The sequence below is a fragment of the Aminobacter sp. P4_D5 genome (genome assembly GCF_056401815.1).
Genome location: NZ_JBFUIP010000083.1, coordinates 1 through 24,654 on the forward strand (window position 1 = coordinate 1; position 24,654 = coordinate 24,654).

Consider the following 24,654-nt stretch of genomic DNA (forward strand, 5'->3'; position numbering starts at 1 on the left):
GGTCAAGGAGGTGCTCGATGTCATGACCGGGCTCGCCCACGAGGGCATGACGATGATCTGCGTCACCCATGAGATGGGTTTTGCCCGTGAGGTTGCCGACCAGGTCGTGTTCATGGATCAGGGCAGCATTGTCGAACAAGCCTCGCCGGTGGCTTTCTTTTCGACACCCAATCATCCCCGCGCCCGCTCCTTTCTCAACACGCTGTTGCATTGACGAGGGTGGTTTGACGAGGAGGGAGGGATCAGTGGCAAACGACACACGCATCTGGACGGACGTCGATTTTGACAAGGACGGCAAGCAGATCAGTTGTCTGCGGCTGCCGTTTTCGAGCCACCGCTCCGCCTATGGCACCATTCCGATCCCCATTGTCTGCATCAAGAACGGCAACGGGCCGACCGCCCTGCTTGTCGCTGGCAATCACGGCGATGAGTATGAGGGCCAGGTTGCGCTGGGCAAACTCGCCCGGCAGGTTGAAGCAAGCGAGCTTTGCGGCCGCATCATCATCCTGCCGGCACTGAATTATCCCGCGGTCGACGCCGGCAGACGGGTGTCGCCGCTCGACCAGGGCAATCTCAATCGGATGTTTCCCGGCGACGCCAATGGCACCCCAACTCAGATAATCGCCCACTACGTCGCACAGGTGCTTCTGCCTCTCACCGACATCGTCATCGACCTGCACTCCGGCGGCACGTCGCTCTTCTATCTGCCGTGCTGCCTGATCCGTACCGGCAAGACTGAAACCGAAACGGCACAGCTCATCGAACTGATGCATGTCTTTGGCGCCCCCATCGGCTCGATCAGCGACGGTTCAGGTGGCGGCGGCGCGACCACACTGTCAGCGACAGCCCAGATGCTCGGTATTCCAGCCCTGACGACCGAACTCGGTGGGGGTGCGACGATGTCACGCCAGGGCGAAACCCTTGCGCGAGACGGCGTGCTGCGTGTGCTGAAACATATGGGAATCCTGCCCCGTGCCATCGTCGAACCGGCGGAGCAAACACGATTGATGCGGGTCGATGGCAGGCTAGCCTTCACCTATGCGCCCGTCAGAGGCATCTTCGAGCCAGCTAGCGAAATCGGCGACACCGTCACCGCTGGCCAATGCGCGGGCGTCATCCATCCGATAGCGGGGTCACATGAGCCCGCAACGCTCATCCGATTCACCCAGTCCGGCCTTGTCGCCTGCCGCCGCGCGCCGGCCCTCACATCTGCTGGAGACTGCCTATTTAAGCTGGTGACCGATGTCGAGCGTTTATGACGCTGGTCGATCGCGGATGACAATGCCTCCAACGATGTCAACAGGGTCTGGCGTCGACCTCATCACCCAGGTTGGATAGGCGCTCGCTRCCTCCTTTCCTCACAATCTGTCAATCGCCATTTTTGGCGATATCCTCGGTTTTCCCATTGCCCTAGTAAGTAGTCCGCAATTTGCTGGGGGGGATGGATGAAGCCGGATTCTTCTGAGTGGCACAGCTCGCAGGCTTATGACTTCATCGGAAAGATCCCAGCGGACGCACTTGCCTGGGAATTCCTAAGAAGGAATCCAGCCTACCAGCAAGAGTTCGCAGACATCCACAATGAAGGTTTCACGCCTTCCTCCTCCGCGAAAAGGCTGCAGAGACGGTGGGGGCTGCGATTTCCCAGCCAATCCTGAGCGACCGGCGGCAAAGCAGCCGGTTTACTGGACACCAGAGGTCGACCCCGGCGTCATCCTGCTCGTCAATACTCCGCCGCTTTTGTCGGAGGATTCCGACGTCCAGGCCGCTTTACCGCCGGCAGTTTCACAACGTGACGAATTCGGAGAGCATAAGCGCAATTTGTCCGCAGCAAATGGCTGGCAGATCGCGCTTGTTCATGGCACCGACAGCACGCGCCCCCTAGCAGCAATAGTGCCCCTCGACGCCAAGGCACTCGAACGACTTTCATCGGTCGACAGGTTTATAAGATCGCTCAAGGGACGCAGCGTACGGGACCCGCGGCTGACGTCATCACAACGGACTCGACTTGCTCGCATGCTTCGCGCCCTCGACGGCCGCATTGAAGGCGCCTCTCATTTCGAAATAGCCCATGTGCTGTTCGGCTCGCGCTTTGTCATCGCAGCGGAATGGCAAGAGTCACCATTTCGCTATGCAACGCTTCGCCTCATACGTGACGGCCACAAGATGATCGATGGCGGCTACCGCCAGTTGCTAAGGTTCCGCCGTCGCGGCTCCTGAGCTCTGGTCGGCAAGTCTGGCGGCATATGTGCGAAATTAGCCCCCGCTCATTTGGCACCTGAATAGCGCTTTATCCCCTTCTCCATCATCACCCGTGTCCGCGGCTCGATCTCAACGGCATTCACAAACGTGATGGAGACATCAGATGAACTGTCGAAACGCCGGCTTGCCTCCGCGCTTTCTGCGCACCAAGGAAGCGGCCACTTTCCTCAGTCTCTCCTCGCGCACCTTCGAAAAGCATCGCACCTATGGAACCGGTCCCGCCTATCGCAAGCTTGGCGGCCGCGTTGTGTACGCCATCGACGATCTCGAAGCCTGGGCCGATCGCGGCGCGGTGACGTCCACCTCCGATCCCCGCGGCACAATCCTGCCCGCCAAGCGCTACCCGACCCCGCCTCCGGCCCAGGCCGGTCGATACGCCGCTTATCGCGCGGCGATTCCCTTTTGTCGGTCCAGACTCGCCCAGCTTTGGAACGCAAACAGCTCGATCTGTTCCCCGCGATGCGCAAGACTCATTGCCTATCCCTTCTTTTCCCTCGCAGAATCCAAACGCGTCGCGACTTCAAGGCCGGCAGCGAAGCCGAAGGCAAATTGGCCTACTCGCAACGCATTCAGGAAATCCGGCCGATCGTCAGCGGCTGTTGAACTGTCGTTGGGCTACTCGCAAGAAAGCGGTTTACCGATTGGAAAAAAGCCAAGTTGATGACCTGCTCAAGTCGAGCCTTAGCCCTGAAGGAACGTAGACTGCCAACACAAATTGATGCAGAAAATCAACGATGAGGAACGCTAAGGCAATTACCGTTTGCTTTCCCTTCATCGGCGACCTTTTTGGTGGCAGTCACCTGTCTGCGCTTGGCTTGATAAAAAATCTCGACCGGTCGCGCTTTACGCCGCTGGTTGTACTGCAACTCCCCGACGGGCCAGTCGCCGAAATCTTCAGGCGAGAAGGTATCCAGTTCGAGACCGCCCCCGCCCAACACCATCTGGCCCGCGGACAAAGACGCGACAGTGCCGCTGCCACTGTCGTCCGCACCCTTCCAGCGTTTACAAAATTCTTGAAGGCCCGAAATGTCGCGATCGTACACACGAACGATGGCCGCACGCACATCACCTGGGGGCTTGCGGCACGTCTCGCCGGATCCAAGCATCTTTGGCATCACCGCAATGACGCATCGTCGTTTGGGCTGCGCCGCGTAGCGCCCTGGCTTTCCAATCACGTGGTGGCGGTATCGAAATTTGCTTCGCCGCCCCCTGGGTTCTTTTCGGCCGCGAGCAAATGCAGCGTCGTTCACAGCCCCTTCGACGTGAACATGACGGCTGGGATGGAGCGCTCGGATGCCCGAAGCATGGTTCTTGCAGAAATCGGAGCCCCGCCCGACACGCTGCTCTTCGGCTACGTTGGAACTCTGGTTGACCGCAAACGCCCGGTGCTGTTTGTCGAGGCGATCGCTGCGCTGAAGCGAATGGCCCCTGAAATAAAACTGGCAGGTCTGCTTCTCGGCAATTCGCTCCATGGCCTCGACGAACAGGCGAAATCGCGTGCTAAAGCACTTGGGATTGTCGATCATGTCCACTTCCTGGGTTTTCGCTATCCCGCCGAGCCCTGGATCGCAGCGCTCGATGCGCTTTTGGTAACGGCGGTGGATGAACCCTTGGGGAGAACCCTTGTCGAGGCGATGTTGCTCGGCACACCGGTTGTCGCCGCCGACTCGGGTGGAAACCCGGAGGCGATCGAAGATGGGCAGACCGGGCTTCTTGTTCGACCGGATGATCCCGACGCGTTCGCCAAAGCGGGCCTGAAACTGCTGCAAGATGCCCAGATGCGCCAGCACATCGTCGAAACCGCTCGCAGCAACGCACGCTCGCGTTTCAGCGTCGAGCGACATGTACGCGAGATCACGCGGGTCTACGATGAACTCCTCGCTTCCGATAATCGGAAGGCGAAGGCATACGGGTGAATGTGGTAAGTTCGCGCAGAACCGTCGCGCGAGACAGCCGTGGCAGAAACCGGACAATCAATTTCGGCCTGGCGGCAGTTCGCCAGCCTTTCTGGCAGGACGTCCAGCGGCCTATCGGCCCTCGAGCGTATCGTTCTCTACGCCGGTGTCTTCTTCGCGCCGTATGCCAATCTGCGGTTACCGCAGGTGTTTTTTACCCTCAGCGATTTTTTCTTCTGCCTGAGTTTTTTCATTCTTTTGATTGCCGGCCTTATCCCCAACAGGCCGCTTGGCAGAGCAACATCGACGTGGCTGCTGGCCTTCACGCTGCTGTTCGTGGGGCTGATGGCCGGAAGTCTTTTGCGCGGAAGTGCCGAACGTGGCCTGATCGTCACCACGCAGTATCTCTTCTCCTACCTCATCCTGATGGTCGTTCTGGCGCGTAAAGACCCGCAAGAAGCCCATCGTCTGGCCGCCATTTTCCTGGCGAGCATCATTCTGGTCGACATCCACGGCATCTATACCTTCTACGCCGTGGGTTATGTGCCCGGCGATAGCAAAGGCGTGGTCACCGGCGGGCTGCGGCTGGCCACCGTGCTCAGGAATCCGAATCTCGCGGCGTCGATGAACGCTTTGATCATGCCGATCCTGCTCTATTTTTGGTCTTCGGGCCGAATAAAGGCCTATGTCGCATTGCCCGCGGTGGCGATCTGCCTGGTGACGATCGTACTCACGAGTTCCAACAGCGGGCTGATCCTGATCACGATCTGCCTGGCCGTCTTCACGACATGCATCATGACCACGCGGCTGCTCTTGCGTTTGGCGATCGTGGGTGCCGTCCTGGCAACGGGCTTTGTAACATTCGGCGGCACGGAACTTTTGCCCAAGACGTTTCACAAGCGGGTCCTGGCAGCACTTTCCTCAGGCGACACGTCCGAAGCGGGAACCTTGATCTCGAGAACAGCACTCATGGAGGAAGCGGTCGAGGTGATAGCCCATGAGCGCATTGTGCTGGTGGGCCTTGGTGCCGACCAGTTCCGCGAACGAAGCGTACAGGAAGCTCCGGTTCACAACCTCTATTTGCTTCTATGGGTGGAAGGCGGGCTACTGGCTGTTGTTGGCTGGATCATGTTCTCGGGCGTCGGCGTCCTGCTTTGGTTCGCCATCAAAAGGGCCGGCGGGGACAAATATGCGCTGGCAGCGGTGGCAACGACAGTGGTCGTGTTTCTGACAATCGCGATGTTCAATCCGCACATGTACGCACGATACTGGACCGCTCCCGTGTTCTTGTGTTTTGGATTGGGATTGACCCAACTGCGGGGCGCGACTCGTGTCCAGTTTCGGTCTCAATCTGATGACTTCGGGCCGCCCAGCGGATCGCGCTCCGCAATGTCTGCCTCCACAGCGCCTCGATCACGCATGTCCGACAGCGAACGCGGACCGCACCGCCAGCTGTAGAGGCCGGCGCGCCCAAAACCGAGCATGCCGCGGCATAGACGAAAACCAAGCGTCCGATAAACCGCAGGCCGTACATGTTTCCCTGACCTGACACATCAAGATGTCCTGCGTGATCATCGCTCTCGGCATGGCGAGCCTTGTGTCGCGCGGGCTCTTTCGGCCAGCGACGCGATCTGGCGGTCAGATGAAGACTTGTTGGAATCTTCATCCCGATCTTCACTGCTTGAGGAGAGATCATGTGAAGGTAGTCATTGTTGGTTCCGGCTATGTCGGACTGGTTTCCGGTGCGTGCTTCGCCCAATTCGGCCATACGGTGACGTGCGTCGACAAGGACGTGTCCAAGATCGCCGAGCTGGAATGCGGTCAGGTTCCGATCTTCGAACCAGGCCTGGAATCCTTCATCGCTCACAATGTTCGCGATGGCCGCCTTTCTTTCACGACCAACCTGGCTACCCCATTGGTGGATGCGGACGTCGTCTTCATCGCCGTGGGCACACCTGCCAGGCGCGGAGATGGCCATGCCGACCTGTGCTACGTCTATCAGGCTGCGCGCGAGATCGCGCGTGCGCTCACGAAGAAGATGGTCATCGTCACCAAATCGACCGTGCCAGTCGGCACGGCGGATGAGGTCGAGCGGATCATCCGCGAGGAAAACCCGAGCGCGGAATTTTCCGTCGTTTCCAATCCGGAGTTCTTGCGCGAAGGGGCCGCCATCCAGGATTTCAAACACCCCGACAGAATCGTTGTCGGGGCGGCCGATGACTATGCGCGCGCGGCAATGGCGGAAATCTACAGGCCGCTGTTCCTCAACAAATCGCCCATCCAGTTCACATCGCGTCGATCGGCCGAGCTGATCAAATATGCTTCGAATGCGTTCCTGGCCATGAAGATCACCTTCATGAACGAGATCGCCGATCTCTGCGAAAAAGTGGGCGCCGACGTACAGGAAGTGGCGGCGGGTGTAGGTGCCGACAACCGCATCGGATCCAAGTTCCTTCATGCAGGACCAGGTTTTGGCGGATCGTGTTTTCCAAAGGATACGGTTGCACTGGCCAAGACAGCCCAGGACCATGACAGTCCAATGCGCCTCGTCGAAACCACGATCGCTGTCAATGACGCCCGCAAGCGCGCGATGGCTCGCCGCATCATCCAGGCTGCAAGGGGCAGCGTGCGCGGCAAGACGATCGCCGTCTTCGGCCTTACCTTCAAACCGAATACCGACGACATGCGCGAAGCGCCTTCGATCTCGATCATCCAGGCGCTGCAGGATGCAGGTGCTCGCATCCAGGCATACGATCCCAAAGGCATGGAGCATGCCAAGGAGCTGTGGTCGGACGTGTCCTTCCACGCAAGTCCGTACGAAGCTGCCGAGAACGCCAGTGCGATCTGCATCCTGACCGAATGGGAGCAATTCCGGGCGCTGGATTTCGTGCGCCTACAAACGCTGGTCGCCGAACCGGTGCTTGTCGATCTCCGCAACATCTATACCGCCGAAGATGTGAACAGATTCGGCTTCGCCTACTCTGGAATAGGCTCGGGATCGTTAGCGCCCTACGACGCCGGCCTTGGAAGGATGCGGGGACCGATCGCAGCGGAGTGACGCCACGAAGGGCCTGCCGCCATCAAGCCGCCGTCATCCATCCATGTGTCACGGCGAAATGGACGATCTGCGCGCGCGAATGCAATTTCAGCTTCTCGGTAGCCCGTGCCTTGTAGGTCTCCACGGATTTGACGCTGACAGCGACGCGGTAGGCGATTTCCTTGTTGGAGTAGCCCAGCGCGATCAGGCGCAGCACTTCTTCCTCGCGCGTCGTCAGTTCCGACCCGCCACCAGACATGCGATGAGCCGCTTCGGGCTCGGGCGGGGTCAGCATCTGGCAAGCGGTAGGCGGATCGAGATACAATCCGCCAACGGTCGCCGATCTGATCGCGAGCAACAGGTTCTGACCCCCTGAGCGTTTTTGAACGAAGCCTTTCGCGCCGGCTTGAAGAGCGAGCTCCACATAGCTGCGATCCTCAAAAAGCGTCATGATCACGATGTGCCCGCGGTATCCTTTGGCGATCAGCTGTTCGGTGAGAACGAGACCGCTCATATCTGGAAGCTGAACGTCAAGCACGACCACATCGGGGGCGGTCTCCTCGATTCGGGCTAGTGCGTCGGCTCCATTGTAGGCTTCGCCGACGCAAACGATATCGTCTGACGCTTCGATCAGCGCACGCGCACCGGCGACTACCACCGGATGATCATCGACGAGAACAGTGCGGATCGGATTCACGGGCACAGTCTCCTTTGCGAGTTTCAGTGCGTTTTGACTGGAACAGTCGCTGTAAGGTGCATACCGCCCGACGGAGGACAGCAGATCACCAACTGCCCTCCCCTCTCCGCCAATCGCTCCTGCATATTGACGATGCCGCCCCGGCGGCCTAGCCGTCCATTTTGGTCCTCACGAGCGTTGAGGCCCGGCCCATTGTCCTCAATCACGAGCCTGACCAGTCCCGGCCCGTATTCCAGCCGCACCACGACCTGTGAGGCATTCGTTGCGTGCTTGGCGATGTTGGTGAGCGCTTCTTCCGCGACACGGAATATTGTTTCGGTGGTCGCAAGGTCCGGTTTGGTTCCATGCGTTCGCTCAGCGTGGAAGCGGATGGTTATGCCCGTGTCGTGCTCCCACTGAGCAGTCAGCGCCCCGAGCGCCGCAGCCAACCGGGAACCCATGGGGACACCTCGGCGCTCACCTGCCGCAATAGCTCTGAGCTCATTGCCGAACCGGCTTAGCAGTTGACGAAGATCCACGAAAGCGCGCCTCGTGGATGTATCGGCGATGGTTTGCTCCAGAGYGGCCAACCGAAGTGTTATGCCAACGAGGTATTGCCCGGCATGGTCGTGGAGGTCCCGCGCGATCCGCCGACGTTCCTGCCGCACGGCGTGCTGAACTACGTCCACCTCCGACGCAGTGAAGTCCTCATTGATCATACGAACGGCGCTCGCGTCTACCTCGTGCCCACTTAAGTGTTCATTCGTCGCTTGAACGCTTGGCCGTTCCCACAACGTTCCAAACGTCGAACTTCGATACCGTGGCCGACCGAGGGGCGGCGTGTCTATTCCCGTCTCTGGCTTTGCGGGTATCACCTTCGGCGACGACGACGTGCCATGAAAAACGCAATCTTCAGACCATGGCACCCCGTCACGAGTTCGTTTCGGATTGCGGACGCTTTCACCTCTACCCGGACCTTTGCCATCGTCCGCATCCAATCCGAACATATCTACCCCACCAACATTGACAGGCGCTAACGTGCAACCTGAGGATGCATCTCGGCCTTGCTTAACTTACTTTTACGAGATTTCTTTTGCGATATTTTAGAAACCCCTAAATTAACCTGACAGGACCAAAATGGCAAGTTGCAAACCGATTTGACAGGATTTCTTCCCAGGCTGTCAGGGTTTTCATCCTCCTAAAAACCCCGCATTCGACTAACCTCGCCCACATTCGTCGAGTTGCATAAGACGAGGTTGCATCGCGGAATGGTCATGCACGTGATCACCAACTATGTGGCGAATGCTGGGGCCGAAACGATGCTTTCGCGACTGGTGCGCACTTCGCGAGAAAGTTCGCTCGTAGTCTCGCTAATCGACGTCTCTGAGCGCAACCAGTTGCTGGCAGGCAGTGGTGCGCGTTTCGAACGGTTGCGAATGGATTCCAACGCTAGGGCGGCGACAGGACTCTTTCATCTGGCGCGGCTCATCTCTCGCGAAAAGCCAAGTGCAATCCTCTGCTGGATGTATCACGCCTCGATCGCGGGAGTGTTGGCGCAACGACTGTCTTCGCATTCAGCGCCTTTGTTCTGGAACGTTCGCCAGTCGCTTGACGACCCGGCCGCACTATCCCGGAACACAAGGATCGCACTGCGTTTATGCAAGCATCTTGCGCGGCTGCCTGAGGGCATCATCTACAATTCCCATCGATCATTGGAGCTGCACCGCCGCTTCGGGTTCAAAAACTGCAATGTCGAAGTGATCCCGAACGGCTTCGATATCGTCGAGGATCGGTCAAACGGCATCCCGACACGGACACCGCATGTCTTCGGCATCGCGGCACGGTTCCATCCACAAAAGGACTACGAAACATTCTTTCGCGCAGCAGCTTTGCTGTTAGCGCGGCGGCCTGATGTCAAGTTCGTCGCAGCCGGTGCTGGCGTTGCCCATGACAATGCGGAGATACGAAACATGATGGCGGCGGCCGGGTTGCCCGAGGCCGCGATCGAGCTTTGCGACCAGGTTGACGACATGGCGGCCTTCTATCATGGCATCGATGTCCTGGTTCTCTCATCGCGCACCGAAGGCTTTCCGAACGTGGTCGCCGAGGCGATGAGCCACGGAAAGCCGGTGGTGACCACCAATGTCGGCGACGCTGCCCTGGTCGTCGGCGACACAGGAGCGGTCGTTCCGCCGCGCAACGCGCAGGCCCTTGCCGAGGCAATGCGCCGAATGACCGACCTGGGACACCAAGACTATGCAGCACTTTCGATCGCGGCGCGCCGGCGGATCGAGAACCGGTTCTCGCTGGCGCAGATCGCACATCGTTACGACGAATTCCTGGATCGCCGCGACTGCAGCGCCAGTCTGGGAAAAGCGGAGTTTGGCAAATGACCCTGACGGCCAGGCAATTCTTTCTGGTCGAAAGGCGGCAAGCCGACCCCGTTGTCGAATCCCAGTTCTTCTCCAATCTCAAGATGCGCAACGGTACGTTCAAGTTAACGCAGCCTTCCCGCTTCGCTGCATTGGAGACAGAAATCGGGCCGGCGCTGGCGGAACGGGCAGCGGTCTTCCGGCAGGTGCTCGATGTCGGCGCTTCGACGGGCCTGACGACCATCGAACTCATGGACTTTCTGCGCGCAGCCGGGGCTTGCGCTGAGGTGACCTGTACGGACCTCTTCGTCGAAGCTCATCTCATGGAGATCGCGCCAGGATTTCGCGTGCTCGCGGATGCCGACGGCTGGCCGCTGCAATATGATGTGGCCGGACGGCCGATACGGGCGTGGATCCGAAGGTTGGACTATTTCACGCTGATGGCCGCGCTGCGGCTTTTTACGCGCGCGGCACTGCGCAGTCGGCTGCGGCGCATGATCGCCGAAGGATGTAGCGTTGCCGTCCGGATGGAATCCCGGGACCTGGCGGACAGGAATATTGAACTCGTAGAGAACGACATCTTCGCTCCAACGCCAAGCTTCATCGGCAGATTCGACTTCATCCGCGCTGCCAACATCCTCAATCTGAATTATTTCCCTGTCGAGCACATACGCCACGCCATATCGAACATCCGATCCTATTGCCGCGGGCCCCGCTCCCAGGTGCTGATCGCTCGGTCGAAAGGTTCGCGTCATGACGCGACACTGTTCGAACTTGGGTGGGAGGGCGCCTTCACCGTGCGAGCCCGCGCCGGCAGTGGATCCGAGATCGAGGGGCTGGTTCTTGGCCACCAGCAGAAACGACCATGATGACCGGACCGCACGGTTTTTACCGGTCTCGGCGGCTGAACTCAAATGTGGCGGCACGCGAAGAGCCGGCTCCGCCCGACCCTGACCGGCGTTCAAAGTTCCATCTCAGTGAGAAGCAGCCGGTTCACAGCATGCACGTCGAAGCGATCATGCGCCATCTCGAGGGATCGCTGTCCCATGCGCCGAGCCAGCGCGGGATCATCTATGAGACGCTTCATCGCCGCTGCAAGAGCATTGGCATCGCGCGGAGGAACGATGACGCCGTTTTCTCCATCCACCACCGTATCGCGGCAGCCGGGCATGTCGGTGGTGATGATGGCGCGGCCTGTCGCCATCGCCTCCAGAATGCTGCGCGGTATGCCCTCGCGGTAGAAAGACGGCAGGACAAAAACGCTGCAGGCAGCAAGATAGGGCCGGACATCGGTGGTTTCCCCGAGATACTCGATCCCCGCCTCGGTTGCCCAGCGGTCCACCTCGGCTTTCGAAATCGCGAGCGGGCTTGGATCCAAGGGCCCAAGGATCTGAAATCGCGCTTGCGCGTTCACCTGACGCAGCGCTTTGGCGGCTTCGGCGAATTCGCAAAATCCCTTTTCGCGCAACAAACGCGCTACGATCAAGAAGACGGGGGCGCCGGAGGGCACGTCACTAGGCACGAAGCGGCCCAAGTCCACACCCGAGCCCGGCACGGAAACTATCCGCCCGAAATCAGCGACCATCCGACCGTTGCGAATGTCGGCCGCATCGGCGTCATTGTAGACGAACACCTTGCCGCCGCCGTGCAGGGCGAACCTGTACATCCAGGTGGCGATCCGTCGGATCCACGACAGGCGCGGTCTGTCGGCGTCGCTGAAAATGTAACCGAGTCCGGTGATCAAGGCGTGCCGTTGTTTGACGCCGGCGAAGCGTGCCGCCATCAGGCCATAGATGATCGGCTTCATTGTGTAGCAAAGAATAACGTCGGGGGAATATGTCCGCAACTCCCGCCACAGGGCCATCAGCGTCCGCACATCCTGCAGCGGGTTGAGACCCGTCCGCGCCATCGGGATCTGCACAAAAGACACGCCAATCGCGGCCAGCGCATCGACGGTAGGAAGGTGCAGTTCGGGGCCGTAGGCAACAACCTCATGGCCTCGTTCCACCATCGTTTTGAGCAGGTGGAACCGGAAATTCACCAACGAAACGGTGTAGCTGCAAACCACAGCAATCCTGCGCCGTTCCCTAGGCGCGTGGAAGGAGGAAGAAGCAACTCGCTGCCCCATCGGGTAACGACCTTCATTACGGGCGCCGGCCGCACGTGACAGCTCGCAAGGATATCGGCCCCTAAACGTGGCGTTCGTCCAACAGCGACTGTTTCACACAACGCAGAATGTTTCCAGTTGCCTTGTTTAGCGCGTTTCAAGTCTGAAGATCGGAGGATTGGTATGTCGATCTCAAGAACGTTGCATAAGTTAAGTTGCATTGTTGGGGCAGGAGTAGCCTTGTTGTTGGGGGGGCCGATCGCTTCCAGTTCGGGCGCCGAGCCATCAGCAATGACCAGTTACCTGCTTGCGCCGGGAGACACGATAAAATTCGATATCCTGGATGACGACGAGATTCCAGTCGACTTGCCCATCGCACCAGACGGTGCAATCCAGGCGCCCTTGATTGGAGCTGTGCAAGTGAGCGGGCTCACCTTGTCAGATACAGTCAAGGAACTGGAACGCAGCTACGTCGCCAAGCGGATTTTCATCGTACCAAAGCTCAGCGTGTCGGTAGCGGCCTACCGCCCAGTTTTCGTGATCGGCGACGTCCGCCAGCCTGGCTCATATCCTTTCCAGCCACAGCTGACTGTCGAAACGGCGCTCGGCCTGGCGGGAGGGCAGATTCAGGCGACCACGACCGAGAATCCCGTTCTCGCCAGTGCACGTTTGCGTCAAGAGCTCGACACCGTCGAAGCGGACATCATTCGCGAGGCCTTAGCAAGCGCGCGCGTGACTGCCCAACTCGCCGGCCGAGCGAAGATTCTCGATGAAGACGTCCCGGAGCGGGCGCGTACCTACGTCAAGGGGCCTGTGGCTGAATCCATCCGCGAAGTCCAGAAGCGCATCCTGACAGCCGGGATTGACAGCTTCACCTCGCAAACAACGGTTTTGACTGAACAGTTGGCCGAAGCGAAACGCGGATTTGGCCTGCTCCAGGAACTTTCTGAGAATGCAGCGGGGAACATCGAGTTGAGCCGCGCAGACCTGAAGCGCGCGCAAGACCTGCGAGCGCGCGGCATAAAAACGTTGACCGATGTTTCCAACCTCATGCGCCAGACATCTATGGAGGAGGCCCGCCAGCTCCAGATACTTGCCGATCTCTCGGAGGCCCGTCGCGGAATTGGTGAACTGCAAAGCAAGCTGGCGGATCTGGCCAAGATCCGCAATCTGGAAGCGCTTCTCGAGCTTGAAAAGCACAGCGCCGATTTGGTCAAGTTTCTCTCATCGCGACGCGGCACCGAAGAGCAACTCGTGCTGATCTCGACCTTGACAGCTGAAGAGTTGGCAAGAAACAAGGAAGTGACCCTCGATTTCATCATCCGACGCAACACGGATGGGAGACCAACTGACCATCAGGCGCGGCCGGACACGCTGCTATTTCCCGGTGACGTGCTTGTCGTCCGCATGCACGACCTGGAGGGCAAAGCGGTGGCTGTCTCGCCCACTGTTTCTGCGTCAAGTTTGGCGCAATGAGACATGCGCTCAATCCCGAATCGCCCAGGGCGGGCGGTGGAATGCATTCGCAAGAGGAGCGCGGGCCATGGAGTCGACTGGCCTACCGTCGAGCGTTTTCCGCATCGATTGGCGGGCAAAACGTCGTCGCTCTCTTCGCCTTGCTGCTGGCGGCGCTTCCTGCAGCGCTGACCGCCGTGCTCATCTGGTGCTCGCTTGGGCGGCCGCTGCTGTTCCGTCAGCAGCGGAGTGGCCTGGGCGGCCGTCCATTTACCGTTGTAAAATTTCGGACAATGCGCGATCGGCGCGATGGCGACGGACGGCTCTTGCCTGACAGCGAGCGCGAGATCGCCCTCACCCGCCTTGTACGCCGTCTGCGGCTCGATGAAATCCCACAGTTGGTGGCAATTCTACGAGGAGAGATGAATTTCGTCGGCCCACGCCCACTTCTGCCCTCTACTGTGGCCGCTTTTGGTACCTTGGGGCCTGTCAGGAACTCCGTGCGGCCGGGCCTGACTGGCTGGGCCCAAGTCAATGGCAACACCCGTCTTGCCGATCTCGAGAAGCTCGCTCTCGATATCTGGTATGTCGACTACCGGTCGAGATCGCTTGATGCGCGGATATTGCTTTTGACCGCGACCGTAATTCTGCGTGGCGAAAATATTCGCGCAGCGGCGCTTCGATCCGCCCAGGCTCATCTTGCATCGCGTTCGGGAGGAGAAGTTGTCGGAGACGGTCATCTCATCAACGGGGACGCCCAATGAACATCGCGTTCGTCGGTACCGTTCAATCATCTGCCGTCGCTCTCGACGCTTTGGCTCGGGCCGGCACGGCTCCGGGTCTGGTAATAACTTTGCCGACGGAGGCGGCAAATCGGCATTCGGATTTCGTCGATATCGCTCCCTTGGCTCGCAAAGCCGGCAGCAGGGTCGAATATACGCTAGATATAAACGACCGCGCGACCATCGAAACACTGATGGCTTTCGACACTGATCTCGTGCTGGTGATCGGATGGTCCCAAATTTGTCGCGACGCTTTCCGGACTGTTGCGCGGTTGGGCAATATCGGATTTCACCCCGGACCATTACCGCGCCTGCGTGGCCGCGCGGTTATCCCGTGGACCATCCTACTTGGCGAAACCACGACCGCCGCGTCGCTATTCTGGCTCGACGACGGCGTTGATTCCGGCCCGATCTTGCTCCAGGAAACAATCGCGGTTGAAGACGATGAAACGGCCCGCACGCTCTATCTCAAGCAGATTGGTTCGATGGCCCGCATGCTGCAAACAGCAATAGAACTCGTGCGCGCCGGCAATCCTCCGCGGACCGAGCAGGATCATGGCAAAGCGACCTATTGCGCTAAGAGAACTGCGGAGGACGGACGGATCGACTGGAAGCAGCCGACCGAAGCGGTCCTTCGTCTGATCCGCGCAGTCGGCGAGCCATATCCGGGAGCCTTCACCACCTGCCTATCGCGCCGGCTCATCATCGACCGGGCCACTTTCTTTCCGGACTCGCATCGCTTCATTGGCCTGCCCGGTCAAGTTCAGGCCCACACTCCGGAAGGCTTCGCCGTTCGGTGTGGCGATGGCGGGTGCGTGCACGTCACAGCGTGGCGAATGGATGATGTCGCTTTGAGGCCCCGCCTTCATTCTAAGCTCGGCGAACCTGCGTGACGGCCCGACGTTCATCCTCTGCGTTTCTCCAGGCAGGCGAATCTGCAAACGTTGCTGCCTACCCCAACGAGGGATGCAACTGCGCAAAATCCCCTATAGCTGAGGCATTGCCTGACTCAATTGCGCGTCGAGCTTCTTTGCAATCACGTCGAATTGAATGAGGATACCGCCCAAGCTTTAGAATGGGACCATCCTGCTTCAGCCCCGTCCCTCATCAAAACAAAATGCCCAATATTTGCATTCTCGCGTAGGAGCAATGAATGACTTGGGTGGATAATTTTGGACGCACCTTGGTTATCGCCCCGCATCCTGATGACGAAACATTGGGCGTCGGCGGCACAATCGCGCGGCTTGCCAAGGCCGGTCATGAAGTCTTCGTAGCTGTGGTTACCACGGGACAGTCGCCAGACTACTCTGCCGCCGAAACCACCCAAGTTCGTTCGGAAGCGGTACAAGCTCACGCCATTCTTGGTGTGGAAAAAACCTTTTGGCTGGACCTACCAGCGGCGCGGCTGGGCGAAACATCTCATGTGATTCGAAATGCCGCATTGAGAGAACTCATCAAGCAGGTGGAACCCACGACTTTGTTCGTTCCATTCGCCGGCGACATCCACATCGACCATCAATTGACTTTTCTTTCGGCCATGGTCGCCGCGCGGCCGAACCAGACGAAATATCCAGGAACGATCCTGGCCTACGAAACCTTGTCCGAGACAAATTGGAACGCGCCCTATTTGTCGCCGGGTTTCGTTCCCAATGTCTTTGTCGACATCAGCCAGACTTTGGAACTGAAGCTGGAGGCCATGCGGATGTACGGTTCGCAAATCCGGGCCTTCCCGCATGAGCGCTCCACGGAAGCGCTACACGCGCTTGCCACGCTGCGCGGCGCCACAGTGCACAGGCCGTCGGCGGAAGCCTTTGTATTGATCCGCGACGTCGTTTTTTCCGATCAAACGCCCCAGGAGGCCCGTCATGAACCCTTGGCCGCAGCGCACTCCTGAACGATTCGGGCCTTCCCCCAAAACATGGCCCCAATACGACGAGCAGCAAATCGAGGACGTGCTCAAAGTGCTCCGTTCGGGCAAGGTGAACGCCTGGACGGGCTCCAGAGTGCGTGCATTTGAGGAAACTTATGCGGCGCTGCTTGGCCGCAGCCACGCAATCGCCGTTACCAACGGGACAGTTGCACTCGACATTGCTCTGCAGGCAATCGGTTTGCAGCCGGATGATGAGGTCGTCGTCACACCGCGGAGTTTTGTTGCCTCCGCGTCGTGCGTACCCATGGCCGGCGGCGTGCCGGTCTTCGCCGACGTTGATCCTTCAAGCCAGGCCATTACAGCAGAGACGATCGTCGCGGTGCTGACCCCACGCACCCGCGCTATCATCGTGGTCCATCTCGCGGGTTGGCCCGCGGACATGGAAGCGATCACCCGCCTTGCCCGCCAACATGGCATTGTGGTGATCGAAGATTGCGCCCAGGCGCACGGGGCCGAAATTTCGGGCCGGCCGGTGGGAAGCTTCGGAGATATCGCAGCCTTCTCTTTCTGCCAGGACAAGATCATCTCGACGGGTGGCGAAGGCGGTCTATTGGCCATGGATGACGAGGTTATATGGCGGCGCGCCTGGAGCCTGAAAGACCACGGCAAATCCCACACCGTGGTGTTTTCACACCCTCACCCACTTGGCTTTCGTTGGTTACACGAAAGCTTCGGCTCCAACTATCGGATGACGGAAATTCAGGCGGCGATCGGTCTCAGGCAGCTTGAGCGACTGCCTGCCTGGCACGGCCAGCGCGCCACGAACGCCGCCATCCTGACGGCTGCGTTCCAAAACCTTCCCGGTTTGCGGACGCCTGTGCCGCCGCCGCACATTCGACATGCATGGTATCGCGTTTACACTTTCGTGAGGCCGGAGCGGCTGAAGCGGCGATGGAACCGCGACAGGATCATGCGGGCAATCACCGCAGCCGGGGTCGGCTGTTTCAGCGGCAGCTGCTCTGAAATCTATCGCGAGAAAGCCTTCGTCGATCGAGGCTTCGTGCCTGCCGATCCGCTCCCCACGGCAGCCCTATTGGGCGCTACCAGCCTCGCATTCCTGGTGGACCCGTGCCAGAGCCTGACGTCAATGCACCGGACCGCCTCAGTCGTCACGTCCGTGATGCAGCACGCGACCGACGAGTCGAGCTTGGGTGACGATTGGTCGGCTGCAGTCCCCGTCAATACATGGATGCGATTGCCGAAGGGCGAACAGGACGGACGTCCCCGTCCTGGATATGGCGGCAGAGCGGCTCGCCGGGCCGGCGATTAGCGTATACGCGACGGCGCGGGCTAACCGATTGCACTTGCAACCGCGCCAGCCTGGAGAGAAAGAGAGAGAGAGAGAGAGAGAGTGACATCGGACTTGCCCGGCTCACTTGACGATTGTGCCAAGCCTCAGCAACGCCTGACGCGGAATGGGCGCCGCTTACCGTTAGCGGCGGCAGTTCGCGCTTTTGGTGGGCTCATCCTGCAGGGATGGCGAGAAGAAACAATTCTGCACACCCGTCTCATCAATATAGGGCACCTGCTAACCGGCAGTCTTTTTGGCTCGATCATCGGAATGATCGCCTTCGTCGTCACCGCCCGCGCCCTGGGTCCCACGGACTATGGCGTGCTGGCGCTGGCGTATAGCTACGGTCGGGTGATCCAGCTTTTGGTGGGCTTCCAATCATGGCAACCCCTGATCAAATACGGCGCGGAACTCCAGGAGGCGGGTCAACACGACGACTACCGTTCGCTGCTCAAATTCGGACTGCTGGTGGACGTCGCCRCCGCTGTCACAGCCTTTGTGCTCGCAGTAGGTCTGGTTTTGCTCTTCGGACCGTTGTTTGGTGTCAGCAAGGGAGCCGTGCTGCTGGTTCTGATCTACTCGACGACACTGATATTTCAAATCAACGGGTTCCCAACAGCAGTCATGCGGCTCGCCGGCCGGTTTTGGCTGGTGGCTTACGGATCGCAACTGAACACCATTTTGCGATTGGTGCTGTGCTTGATCGGATTGCTGACAAGCGCTGGGCTTATGTATTTCGTCATTGTATGGACCGTCACTCAAATCTTTGGAGCATTGGTATTCCTGACCCTTGCTTTCGTCGAAATACACCGGCAGGGAGTGCATCATCTGCTGTCCGCGCCGCTCTCCGGCATATCGACACGCTTCAAAGGACTTTGGGCCTTTACGATCGGCAGCAATGTTGAACTGACGATACGTTCCAGTGCCCAGTTCGACACGCTGATCGTAGGCGCCCTAGCTGGACCGACTGCGGCAGGCTTTTATCACATTGCCAAACGCTTGGGCCGCGTCGTTGTTCAGTGCGGGGTTCAGGTCCAAGCCGTCCTCTACCCTGACGTGGCACGCCTGTGGGCAAAACAGGACCTAGCCTCGTTTCGCCGCACGATCCTGCAAATGGAAATACTGCTCTTATCGTTCGGAGTTGCGATGGTGGTGGGCACCTGGCTCTGCATCGAGCCGGTGCTGCGCTGGACCGCCGGCGCAGAATTCATAGCTGTCGCGCCGCTGGCCACCGTGCAGATGATCGCCGTTGGGATGACGCTGAGCGGTAGCGCTGTACGCACGGCCCTGCTCGCGATGGGGCGACAGCCCGCCGTCCTCAAGATAGTGCTTGGCGCAACTTTGGTGTTCCACATCACCGCGCTGACAGCCATCCCCCTGATTGGAGCAATGGGCGCAAACGTCGCCCATGTCTCGATGTCCGCCGTTTGGCTGACCGCCCTAATGCTGGTCTATCGCAAGGCACTAAAAATTTCCTCGACCCCGGTTTTACAACCCGCTTCGCACAAGGGCTGCGATTGACGGACAATTGACTCCAACCCGGTAGCGCGCGGATATCACCAGCGGTCTCACTCGATAGCCGAACTAACCACTTCGTCCCACCGCGCCATTACGCGCTCGCGCGAAAATCGACGGGCCGACTTCGCGGCGGCCTGCCCGAGCGAGATACACAGCGCCTCATTGCCCATCAGCCGTGAAAGCTCTGTGGAGAGCGCTTCGACGTCCCCATTTGGTACGAGCAGGCCATCCTCTTCGTGGGTAACCATATCGCTCGGCCCAAACCGGCAATCGAAAGAAACGACGGGCAGCCCGGCCGCCATGGCCTCCACTAGCACAATACCCCACCCTTCGTAGCGCGACGACAGTACAAAGGCGTCGGCGGTCTCGATCCAGCCCCCCGGCCGTTCACTTACCCCGGGAAACTGCACGCGACTGTCCAAGGCGAGTGCGCACCGCTGTCGTTCAAGCGCGGCACGTTCCGGCCCCTCGCCCCAGATCACCAAGGTCCAATCGGGGTGAGCGCGAGCGATGCGGGCGAACGCCTCCAGCAGCAGGTCAAATCCCTTTTGGGGTACGAGCCGCCCCACCGCCGCGAGAATTCGCTGCCCACGCCGCAAATGCAAATCGACGGGCAAATTTGCCTCGTTCGGGATGACCCAGCTGCGTGGGCGTTGCCGCCGCGGGAAAAGGTCCATCGCCCCATTGGTCATTGTGACCAGGCCAAAAGATGTGGGGTAGAGCTGCTTGCGCATCCAGCCCCAAGCGGCCCCGCAGGTCTGCAGTTCGGAATTGTTGCGTTCCGACACGACCACGGGAATGCCGGTGCCTTTTGCCGCCAGCAACGAAAGGATGTTGGTTCGCGTCAGAAAACTGATGACAACGTCTGGTGCCAGCCGAAGCAACTGGCGGCGAAGCCGAAGCATGCGGTTTGCAGCTAGCCAAGCCCCACGCAGCGGGCCGGTGCGGCGATTTGGGAGGTCGAGGTGGATCACGTCCACGCCCGGATCGATCTTGTAATAGGGCGGCGTGCCACGGCGCTCCAGTGTGATGACCGCGACTTTGCAGCCGCGCTCGGCCCAATGATTGGCGATCGAGCTGACGACACGCTCGCTGCCACCCGCCCCAAGCGCTRGCAGGACGATCACGACACCAACCTGGCGGTTGGCGGCCCAACCTTCTGGCAATGCCGCAGCACTGTCGCCTATACCAGAGCCGTTGATGTTGCCGTTCATTTGTCGCGCTATCATCTGGGTCACCCGACACGAACCACCATAAATCGATTTCCTGGTCGCACGCGTCGCCACATCGCTGACGCAGCTCTGGTCGCTTCCGAGCGCGACTTTTAGCATGGGCATCCGCAGCGAAAAATTCGGTTTTTCCTGACCTGCATTACCGCTTGGATCATGGCTGATTGAGGGGCCACAGTATTGTCGGCCGTAGAGCGGAAGGCAAGAATGCATAATCTTCCTGGGCGTATTTGGCACCGCGCTACGAGGCCGCTCTATCTGGCCACAAAGGCCATGAAGGCCGACGCCTTCCTAGTTTCTTATCCAAAATCAGGCCGGACCTGGTTTCGTTTCGTCCTGTCGAACTATTTTGCCAACGCCTTCAACCTCGGCATCGAAGTCGATCTCCACAGCATGTTCAAAGTGTTACCAAATTTCGACAGAGACCCAGTCAGGGGGCTTCCGGCATTTGCCTTCGGCGAGTTGCAACCCGACATGCCTCTCATCCCGGTAAGTCATTTCGGCTACCAAAGACGGCTGTTTCTAAACCGGCCTGTCATCTTTATGGTACGCGACCCACGCGACGTTATCGTCTCCAGCTACTTTCATGCCACACGCCAGAAGCTCAGCTTCCAAGGCGACATGTGGCAATTCATCGTGGATCGACAGCGCGGCCTGCCTGCCTTGGTACAGTATCTGAACAGCTGGTCGATGGGCGTCGCCAACCGCAAGACCTATGTGCTGAGCTATGAAAATTTGACCTCCGATACCTTTGAGGAAACAGCGAAAGTGCTGTCGTTCCTTGGTTGCAAGGTCAAGTTGCCGGAGCTCGCCAAAGCGGTGGATGCTAGTCGATTCAGTTCCATGAAAAGACAGGAGTTGTCGATGGGACTACCGTCGCACGACTACGACCGAAGTGATGAAGAGAGCCTGCGCATGCGACGCGGCCAAGTCGGCGGATTTGCGGCCTATCTCGATTCCGAACAGATTCGATTGATCGAGGAAACCTGCTTCCGCAAGCTGCGACCCGAAGCAAAGCGGCTGCTGGCTGGCACGGCCATGGCGATTGTATGGCGCGACACGCAGCACCATCGACGGCTTCTTGATGCGCACCCGGGGGCGGCGCATTGACGGCCACTGTAACGACAAACGTCTGCATGGAGACAGGCCTGCCCGCCAGAAGCAGTCGGTACCGCTTGCGTCACACTGATCGGCATTCCGCGACGGTACCGTCCAATAGGCGGATTGGCGGCGACGAGCGATAATGAGATGTGAGCGCCGGCACACGAAGGGAGTTTATGGCAACACTTTCATTGCAATTGGACCGCGGTTCACGGTGAGTCCGGGGGTCATCTGGATGGGGGGATTTCTGAACAAAACTCTATCGTTGCCCCGGCCGTCACGAACTCGTCACTTATTCTGAAAACGCTTTGGCGCCCAGTGCCACAACACGCGGGCAGTAAAGAACGGGGGTGGAAATGGAGGTCCGCGTTTCCAATGTGCGCAAGGAATTTGGCGGATTTCCAGCCTTGCACGATGTCTCGCTCGACATTCGCTCAGGTGAACTTATCGCACTGCTTGGACCGTCGGGTTCCGGCAAGACGACGCTCTTGCGATTGATTGCCGGGCTTGAGCAGCCTACCACCGGCACGATTTTTTTCGGCGAAGAGGATGCCTCGCTAAAGACGGTGCAAGAGCGAAATGTCGGCTTCGTCTTCCAGSACTACGCCCTGTTCCGCCACATGACGGTCGCCGACAATATCAGCTTCGGCTTGAAAGTGAGGCGCCGCAACCGCCCGCCGGACGCTGAGATCAGGCGCTGCGTGTCGGATTTGCTCGACCTGGTTCACCTGACCGGATTGGAAAAGCGTTTCCCAGCGCAGCTTTCCGGTGGCCAGCGGCAACGCGTGGCGCTGGCGCGCGCGCTGGCCATCGAACCGCGCGTGCTTTTGCTCGACGAACCGTTCGGCGCGCTCGACATCCAGGTAAGGCGCGAGCTACGCCGCTGGCTGCGCGAGATCCACGAGAAGACCGGTCATACAACTGTCTTCGTCACCCATGACCAAGGCGAGGCTCTTGAGCTTGCCGACCGCGTCGTCGTGATGAGCCAAGGACGAATCGAGCAAGTTGGCACCGCTGATGAGATCTACGACACGCCGAATTCGCCCTTCGTTTTTTCCTTCGTGGGCGAGTCGAGCTCGTTGCTGGTGCGAGTCGAAAGCGGCGAACTGTGGATCGCCGGCCGCAACATCGGCATTTCGGCGCCCGACGCGCCTAACGGTGAAGCCATTCTCTATTTTCGGCCGCACGACATCGATCTGAAGGAAGGTGCAGATTGCTGCATTTGCGGAACCATGACGGCAATCCGGCGTGTCGCCGGCGCCCGCCTTGTCGAACTGGACGTCGGGGACGGCGGGCAGCGCGTGGAGATCGAAATTCCGGGCTCGCATCCGGACTGTGAGAGGGCGACGATCACCTTCAGGCCAAAGAACTGGAAGGTGTTCCGGCGTCAGACAGAGCATGCTCTTTGTGCAAAACCAAGTTTAACGCACTTGCGCTGTGTCCTTCTCCCTCGTCAGCGCGGACTTCAAAGTGATTCAACGTCGCGTTGCTGACGTTGTGAAAATCCAAACTCAAGGCCAGCCCAGCGAACTGCAATGCAGACTAAGGAGCTTGCACCGGACTGTACGGACGGGCCGCTCGAGAACGTCGATTGGAATAAAGGGGCAGCAAGCGTACTTCGCAACTGGAGCTGGCCGCAAACGGGCGAACGCTTCTCAGCGATGATAGGAGAAGCGGGCCGACGCAAAGTCCTTAAAGCACCGCGACTGGGCCGCGACACGATCACTATGCTTCCGGCATACATTCACCGCAACATTTAAGCCGAGGAAATCTTCCAGCCCTCCGAAGCCCGGCTAGAATTGAAGGTCGCCAACTAAAGCGGCCGTTCGATCAACGGAGCCGTGCCGATTGCGCGTCATGGCCAAGCACATGCCAGGCGAGAAAAAGCTGCGACATTCGACGGTGAGGAGATCTACTCACTTCATCTGACATCAGCATAGCGCTGCGTGCGGTGGTCATGTGCTGCTAAAAGGCCATCTGGGCTGGAACAAAAATGGCAGCACCACGCTTATCCGACGACGAAACGTCGGGAGGCACCATGCCCAAATATCGATTTGAATTTCTTCACGAGACCGATGCAGAGCCCGTGGTACTTGACTTGGCGAACATAGAGGCAGCCAAAGCACAAGCAAGACAAGCTATGGCAGACAACGTGATGGATCACGTCACAAAACGGCACGATCCCAGCAAGCTCGCCACCCGAATATTTGACGAAGCCGGGTACGTGATCGCGACCGTCGACTTTCAGTCGGTCTTCTCTGACAGCGAAAATGAAGAACCACCAACCGAGGATCCCTCGGTGAAGAGATCAGGCTAGGCACAAAGGGAGGAAGCTGCCGTTCCGCTTCGGCCCTAGATGAGCCGCGGAAAATCATTTCCCGCGTTGGAAGCAGATGTGCCAAGGTCTACAGCGTCTATGGGGTGGCAACATGTCCGGCCGCTTTCCGTGGACGAGTGATACAAACTGACGTTCGGTCAGCCGAAGCGACCGACAGCTTTGCGCCGACATCTTGGTCGTTCGCCCCACCAGTTCGCGATCTTGATCGCTGCTGGTCCGCTACGGAAGGTCAATGACATTGTAGAAGGAACGCGAATGCCCGCGTGCCCCTAGACAATATCTCGGAAATCATCCACCGCCCCGGCCTGCGATTGTTCGGGCTCGAATAAAACCGCACGGATCGCAGTCGAGGAAGATCGGCTTTACGGCTAGAGTTCGAAGAATCCTGGGCCGACGACGGAGGGCTCAATCACATGAATCTGCAGCCTTAAGCGCTTCCTCGCGGTATGCTTTGTCTAACATGGCGATCCGTTGAACAGACGCATAGAACCGTGAATGGTCACTTGAACACACGTCGAACAAGCGGAGAAACGCCGGAACCCGATCGGCGTAAACGGAGGTCGCTGCGAGCGTCGCGTTGTTAATCGGGGCATCGAACCAGGCATCGTATCCCCGGTAGCCACCCCAGTTCCCGTCGCGGATCTGCCGGTGGCGCATCCGCATC

Annotated in this window: 22 protein-coding genes and 2 pseudogenes; 19 read left to right on the forward strand and 5 right to left on the reverse strand. The window is 59.2% G+C overall.

Features of this window, described 5'->3' with window-relative positions:
• The 8 genes and pseudogenes from glnQ to AC1DWF_RS18265 form a co-directional block, all read left to right on the forward strand.
• Positions 1-214, forward strand: a pseudogene (glnQ, locus tag AC1DWF_RS18230) (glutamine ABC transporter ATP-binding protein GlnQ); the annotation flags it as partial.
• 31 nt (positions 215-245) lie between these two features.
• Complete coding sequence (locus AC1DWF_RS18235; RefSeq protein ID WP_476804225.1) at positions 246-1,259, forward strand: succinylglutamate desuccinylase/aspartoacylase family protein; 1,014 nt, start codon at positions 246-248, stop codon at positions 1,257-1,259.
• Positions 1,260-1,445: 186 nt separating this feature from the next.
• A complete protein-coding gene (locus AC1DWF_RS18240) occupies positions 1,446-1,655 on the forward strand; it encodes a transcriptional regulator domain-containing protein (protein WP_476786287.1) in 210 nt (69 codons plus the stop codon).
• Positions 1,579-2,217, forward strand: a complete 639-nt coding sequence (locus AC1DWF_RS18245) for a DUF2285 domain-containing protein (protein ID WP_476786286.1) — start codon at positions 1,579-1,581, stop codon at positions 2,215-2,217. Before AC1DWF_RS18240 ends, AC1DWF_RS18245 begins: the two co-directional genes overlap by 77 nt.
• A 145-nt stretch (positions 2,218-2,362) precedes the next feature.
• A pseudogene (locus AC1DWF_RS18250) lies at positions 2,363-2,638 on the forward strand (helix-turn-helix transcriptional regulator); the annotation flags it as partial.
• A 355-nt stretch (positions 2,639-2,993) separates the two neighbouring features.
• Positions 2,994-4,175 carry a glycosyltransferase family 4 protein gene (locus AC1DWF_RS18255; RefSeq protein WP_476789235.1) on the forward strand — a complete coding sequence of 394 codons (1,182 nt, stop codon included), beginning with the start codon at positions 2,994-2,996 and terminating at the stop codon, positions 4,173-4,175.
• A 39-nt stretch (positions 4,176-4,214) separates the two neighbouring features.
• The gene (locus tag AC1DWF_RS18260) at positions 4,215-5,612 is read left to right on the forward strand and encodes an O-antigen ligase family protein (RefSeq protein WP_476804224.1); all 1,398 of its coding nucleotides are present in this window, start codon (positions 4,215-4,217) and stop codon (positions 5,610-5,612) included.
• A gap of 238 nt (positions 5,613-5,850) precedes the next feature.
• Positions 5,851-7,212 carry a UDP-glucose dehydrogenase family protein gene (locus tag AC1DWF_RS18265; protein ID WP_476783512.1) on the forward strand — a complete coding sequence of 454 codons (1,362 nt, stop codon included), beginning with the start codon at positions 5,851-5,853 and terminating at the stop codon, positions 7,210-7,212.
• Between the two features lie 22 nt (positions 7,213-7,234).
• Here the strand turns inward: AC1DWF_RS18265 and AC1DWF_RS18270 are convergent, their stop codons facing one another.
• Positions 7,235-7,888 carry a response regulator gene (locus AC1DWF_RS18270; protein WP_476783511.1) on the reverse strand — a complete coding sequence of 218 codons (654 nt, stop codon included), beginning with the start codon at positions 7,886-7,888 and terminating at the stop codon, positions 7,235-7,237.
• A 23-nt stretch (positions 7,889-7,911) separates the two neighbouring features.
• Positions 7,912-8,586, reverse strand: a complete 675-nt coding sequence (locus tag AC1DWF_RS18275; protein ID WP_476841904.1) for a sensor histidine kinase — start codon at positions 8,584-8,586, stop codon at positions 7,912-7,914.
• A gap of 600 nt (positions 8,587-9,186) precedes the next feature.
• Here AC1DWF_RS18275 and AC1DWF_RS18280 point away from each other — a divergent pair.
• Both AC1DWF_RS18280 and AC1DWF_RS18285 read left to right on the forward strand, forming a co-directional pair.
• Positions 9,187-10,260: a glycosyltransferase gene (locus AC1DWF_RS18280; RefSeq protein ID WP_476841908.1), complete on the forward strand. Its 1,074-nt coding sequence runs from the start codon at positions 9,187-9,189 to the stop codon at positions 10,258-10,260.
• Positions 10,257-11,108: an ATP-binding protein gene (locus tag AC1DWF_RS18285; protein WP_476783508.1), complete on the forward strand. Its 852-nt coding sequence runs from the start codon at positions 10,257-10,259 to the stop codon at positions 11,106-11,108. Before AC1DWF_RS18280 ends, AC1DWF_RS18285 begins: the two co-directional genes overlap by 4 nt.
• A gap of 92 nt (positions 11,109-11,200) precedes the next feature.
• Here AC1DWF_RS18285 and AC1DWF_RS18290 read toward each other — a convergent pair whose 3' ends face one another.
• Positions 11,201-12,367: a glycosyltransferase family 4 protein gene (locus tag AC1DWF_RS18290; RefSeq protein ID WP_476804222.1), complete on the reverse strand. Its 1,167-nt coding sequence runs from the start codon at positions 12,365-12,367 to the stop codon at positions 11,201-11,203.
• 270 nt (positions 12,368-12,637) lie between these two features.
• Here AC1DWF_RS18290 and AC1DWF_RS18295 point away from each other — a divergent pair, with 270 nt between their 5' ends.
• The 6 genes from AC1DWF_RS18295 (at position 12,638) to AC1DWF_RS18320 (ending at position 19,325) form a co-directional block, all read left to right on the forward strand.
• Positions 12,638-13,822 (forward strand): polysaccharide biosynthesis/export family protein, encoded by a 1,185-nt coding sequence (locus AC1DWF_RS18295; RefSeq protein ID WP_476783506.1) that lies wholly within the window; start codon positions 12,638-12,640, stop codon positions 13,820-13,822.
• Positions 13,823-13,863: 41 nt separating this feature from the next.
• Entirely contained in the window at positions 13,864-14,565 is a 702-nt protein-coding gene (locus tag AC1DWF_RS18300) for a sugar transferase (protein ID WP_476783505.1), read from the forward strand.
• On the forward strand, positions 14,562-15,476 hold the full coding sequence (locus tag AC1DWF_RS18305; protein WP_476789231.1) for a methionyl-tRNA formyltransferase: 915 nt from the start codon (positions 14,562-14,564) through the stop codon (positions 15,474-15,476). Before AC1DWF_RS18300 ends, AC1DWF_RS18305 begins: the two co-directional genes overlap by 4 nt.
• 260 nt (positions 15,477-15,736) lie before the next feature.
• A complete protein-coding gene (locus AC1DWF_RS18310; RefSeq protein WP_476783503.1) occupies positions 15,737-16,477 on the forward strand; it encodes a PIG-L deacetylase family protein in 741 nt (246 codons plus the stop codon).
• The gene (locus AC1DWF_RS18315) at positions 16,449-17,783 is read left to right on the forward strand and encodes a DegT/DnrJ/EryC1/StrS family aminotransferase (RefSeq protein ID WP_476789230.1); all 1,335 of its coding nucleotides are present in this window, start codon (positions 16,449-16,451) and stop codon (positions 17,781-17,783) included. The genes AC1DWF_RS18310 and AC1DWF_RS18315 overlap by 29 nt, the downstream gene beginning before the upstream one ends.
• Positions 17,784-18,008: 225 nt before the next feature.
• Positions 18,009-19,325 carry a lipopolysaccharide biosynthesis protein gene (locus AC1DWF_RS18320; RefSeq protein ID WP_476841909.1) on the forward strand — a complete coding sequence of 439 codons (1,317 nt, stop codon included), beginning with the start codon at positions 18,009-18,011 and terminating at the stop codon, positions 19,323-19,325.
• Between the two features lie 47 nt (positions 19,326-19,372).
• On the opposite strand, the gene AC1DWF_RS18325 is transcribed toward AC1DWF_RS18320, so the two are convergent.
• On the reverse strand, positions 19,373-20,536 hold the full coding sequence (locus AC1DWF_RS18325; protein WP_476841905.1) for a glycosyltransferase family 4 protein: 1,164 nt from the start codon (positions 20,534-20,536) through the stop codon (positions 19,373-19,375).
• Between the two features lie 288 nt (positions 20,537-20,824).
• Here AC1DWF_RS18325 and AC1DWF_RS18330 point away from each other — a divergent pair, with 288 nt between their 5' ends.
• From AC1DWF_RS18330 to AC1DWF_RS18340, 3 genes are all read left to right on the forward strand, one after another.
• The gene (locus tag AC1DWF_RS18330; RefSeq protein ID WP_476785180.1) at positions 20,825-21,661 is read left to right on the forward strand and encodes a sulfotransferase domain-containing protein; all 837 of its coding nucleotides are present in this window, start codon (positions 20,825-20,827) and stop codon (positions 21,659-21,661) included.
• A 347-nt stretch (positions 21,662-22,008) separates the two neighbouring features.
• Positions 22,009-23,145 (forward strand): sulfate/molybdate ABC transporter ATP-binding protein, encoded by a 1,137-nt coding sequence (locus AC1DWF_RS18335; RefSeq protein WP_476841906.1) that lies wholly within the window; start codon positions 22,009-22,011, stop codon positions 23,143-23,145.
• 500 nt (positions 23,146-23,645) lie between these two features.
• Positions 23,646-23,969: a DUF6894 family protein gene (locus AC1DWF_RS18340; RefSeq protein ID WP_476786212.1), complete on the forward strand. Its 324-nt coding sequence runs from the start codon at positions 23,646-23,648 to the stop codon at positions 23,967-23,969.
• A gap of 426 nt (positions 23,970-24,395) precedes the next feature.
• Here the strand turns inward: AC1DWF_RS18340 and AC1DWF_RS18345 are convergent.
• The coding region (locus AC1DWF_RS18345) for an aminopeptidase (protein ID WP_476841907.1) at positions 24,396-24,654 on the reverse strand (259 nt) is incomplete at its 5' end.

Coding starts and splice junctions, on each gene's coding strand:
- AC1DWF_RS18300 (WP_476783505.1), top strand. CDS start 13,864: ATGCATTCGCAAGAGGAGCGCGGGCCATGGAGTCGACTGGCCTACCGT.
- AC1DWF_RS18305 (WP_476789231.1), top strand. CDS start 14,562: ATGAACATCGCGTTCGTCGGTACCGTTCAATCATCTGCCGTCGCTCTC.
- AC1DWF_RS18255 (WP_476789235.1), top strand. CDS start 2,994: ATGAGGAACGCTAAGGCAATTACCGTTTGCTTTCCCTTCATCGGCGAC.
- AC1DWF_RS18310 (WP_476783503.1), top strand. CDS start 15,737: ATGACTTGGGTGGATAATTTTGGACGCACCTTGGTTATCGCCCCGCAT.
- AC1DWF_RS18295 (WP_476783506.1), top strand. CDS start 12,638: ATGACCAGTTACCTGCTTGCGCCGGGAGACACGATAAAATTCGATATC.
- AC1DWF_RS18245 (WP_476786286.1), top strand. CDS start 1,579: ATGAAGGTTTCACGCCTTCCTCCTCCGCGAAAAGGCTGCAGAGACGGT.
- AC1DWF_RS18290 (WP_476804222.1), bottom strand. CDS start 12,367: ATGGGGCAGCGAGTTGCTTCTTCCTCCTTCCACGCGCCTAGGGAACGG.
- AC1DWF_RS18340 (WP_476786212.1), top strand. CDS start 23,646: ATGGCAGCACCACGCTTATCCGACGACGAAACGTCGGGAGGCACCATG.
- AC1DWF_RS18240 (WP_476786287.1), top strand. CDS start 1,446: ATGAAGCCGGATTCTTCTGAGTGGCACAGCTCGCAGGCTTATGACTTC.
- AC1DWF_RS18315 (WP_476789230.1), top strand. CDS start 16,449: ATGAACCCTTGGCCGCAGCGCACTCCTGAACGATTCGGGCCTTCCCCC.
- AC1DWF_RS18330 (WP_476785180.1), top strand. CDS start 20,825: ATGAAGGCCGACGCCTTCCTAGTTTCTTATCCAAAATCAGGCCGGACC.
- AC1DWF_RS18280 (WP_476841908.1), top strand. CDS start 9,187: ATGCTTTCGCGACTGGTGCGCACTTCGCGAGAAAGTTCGCTCGTAGTC.
- AC1DWF_RS18285 (WP_476783508.1), top strand. CDS start 10,257: ATGACCCTGACGGCCAGGCAATTCTTTCTGGTCGAAAGGCGGCAAGCC.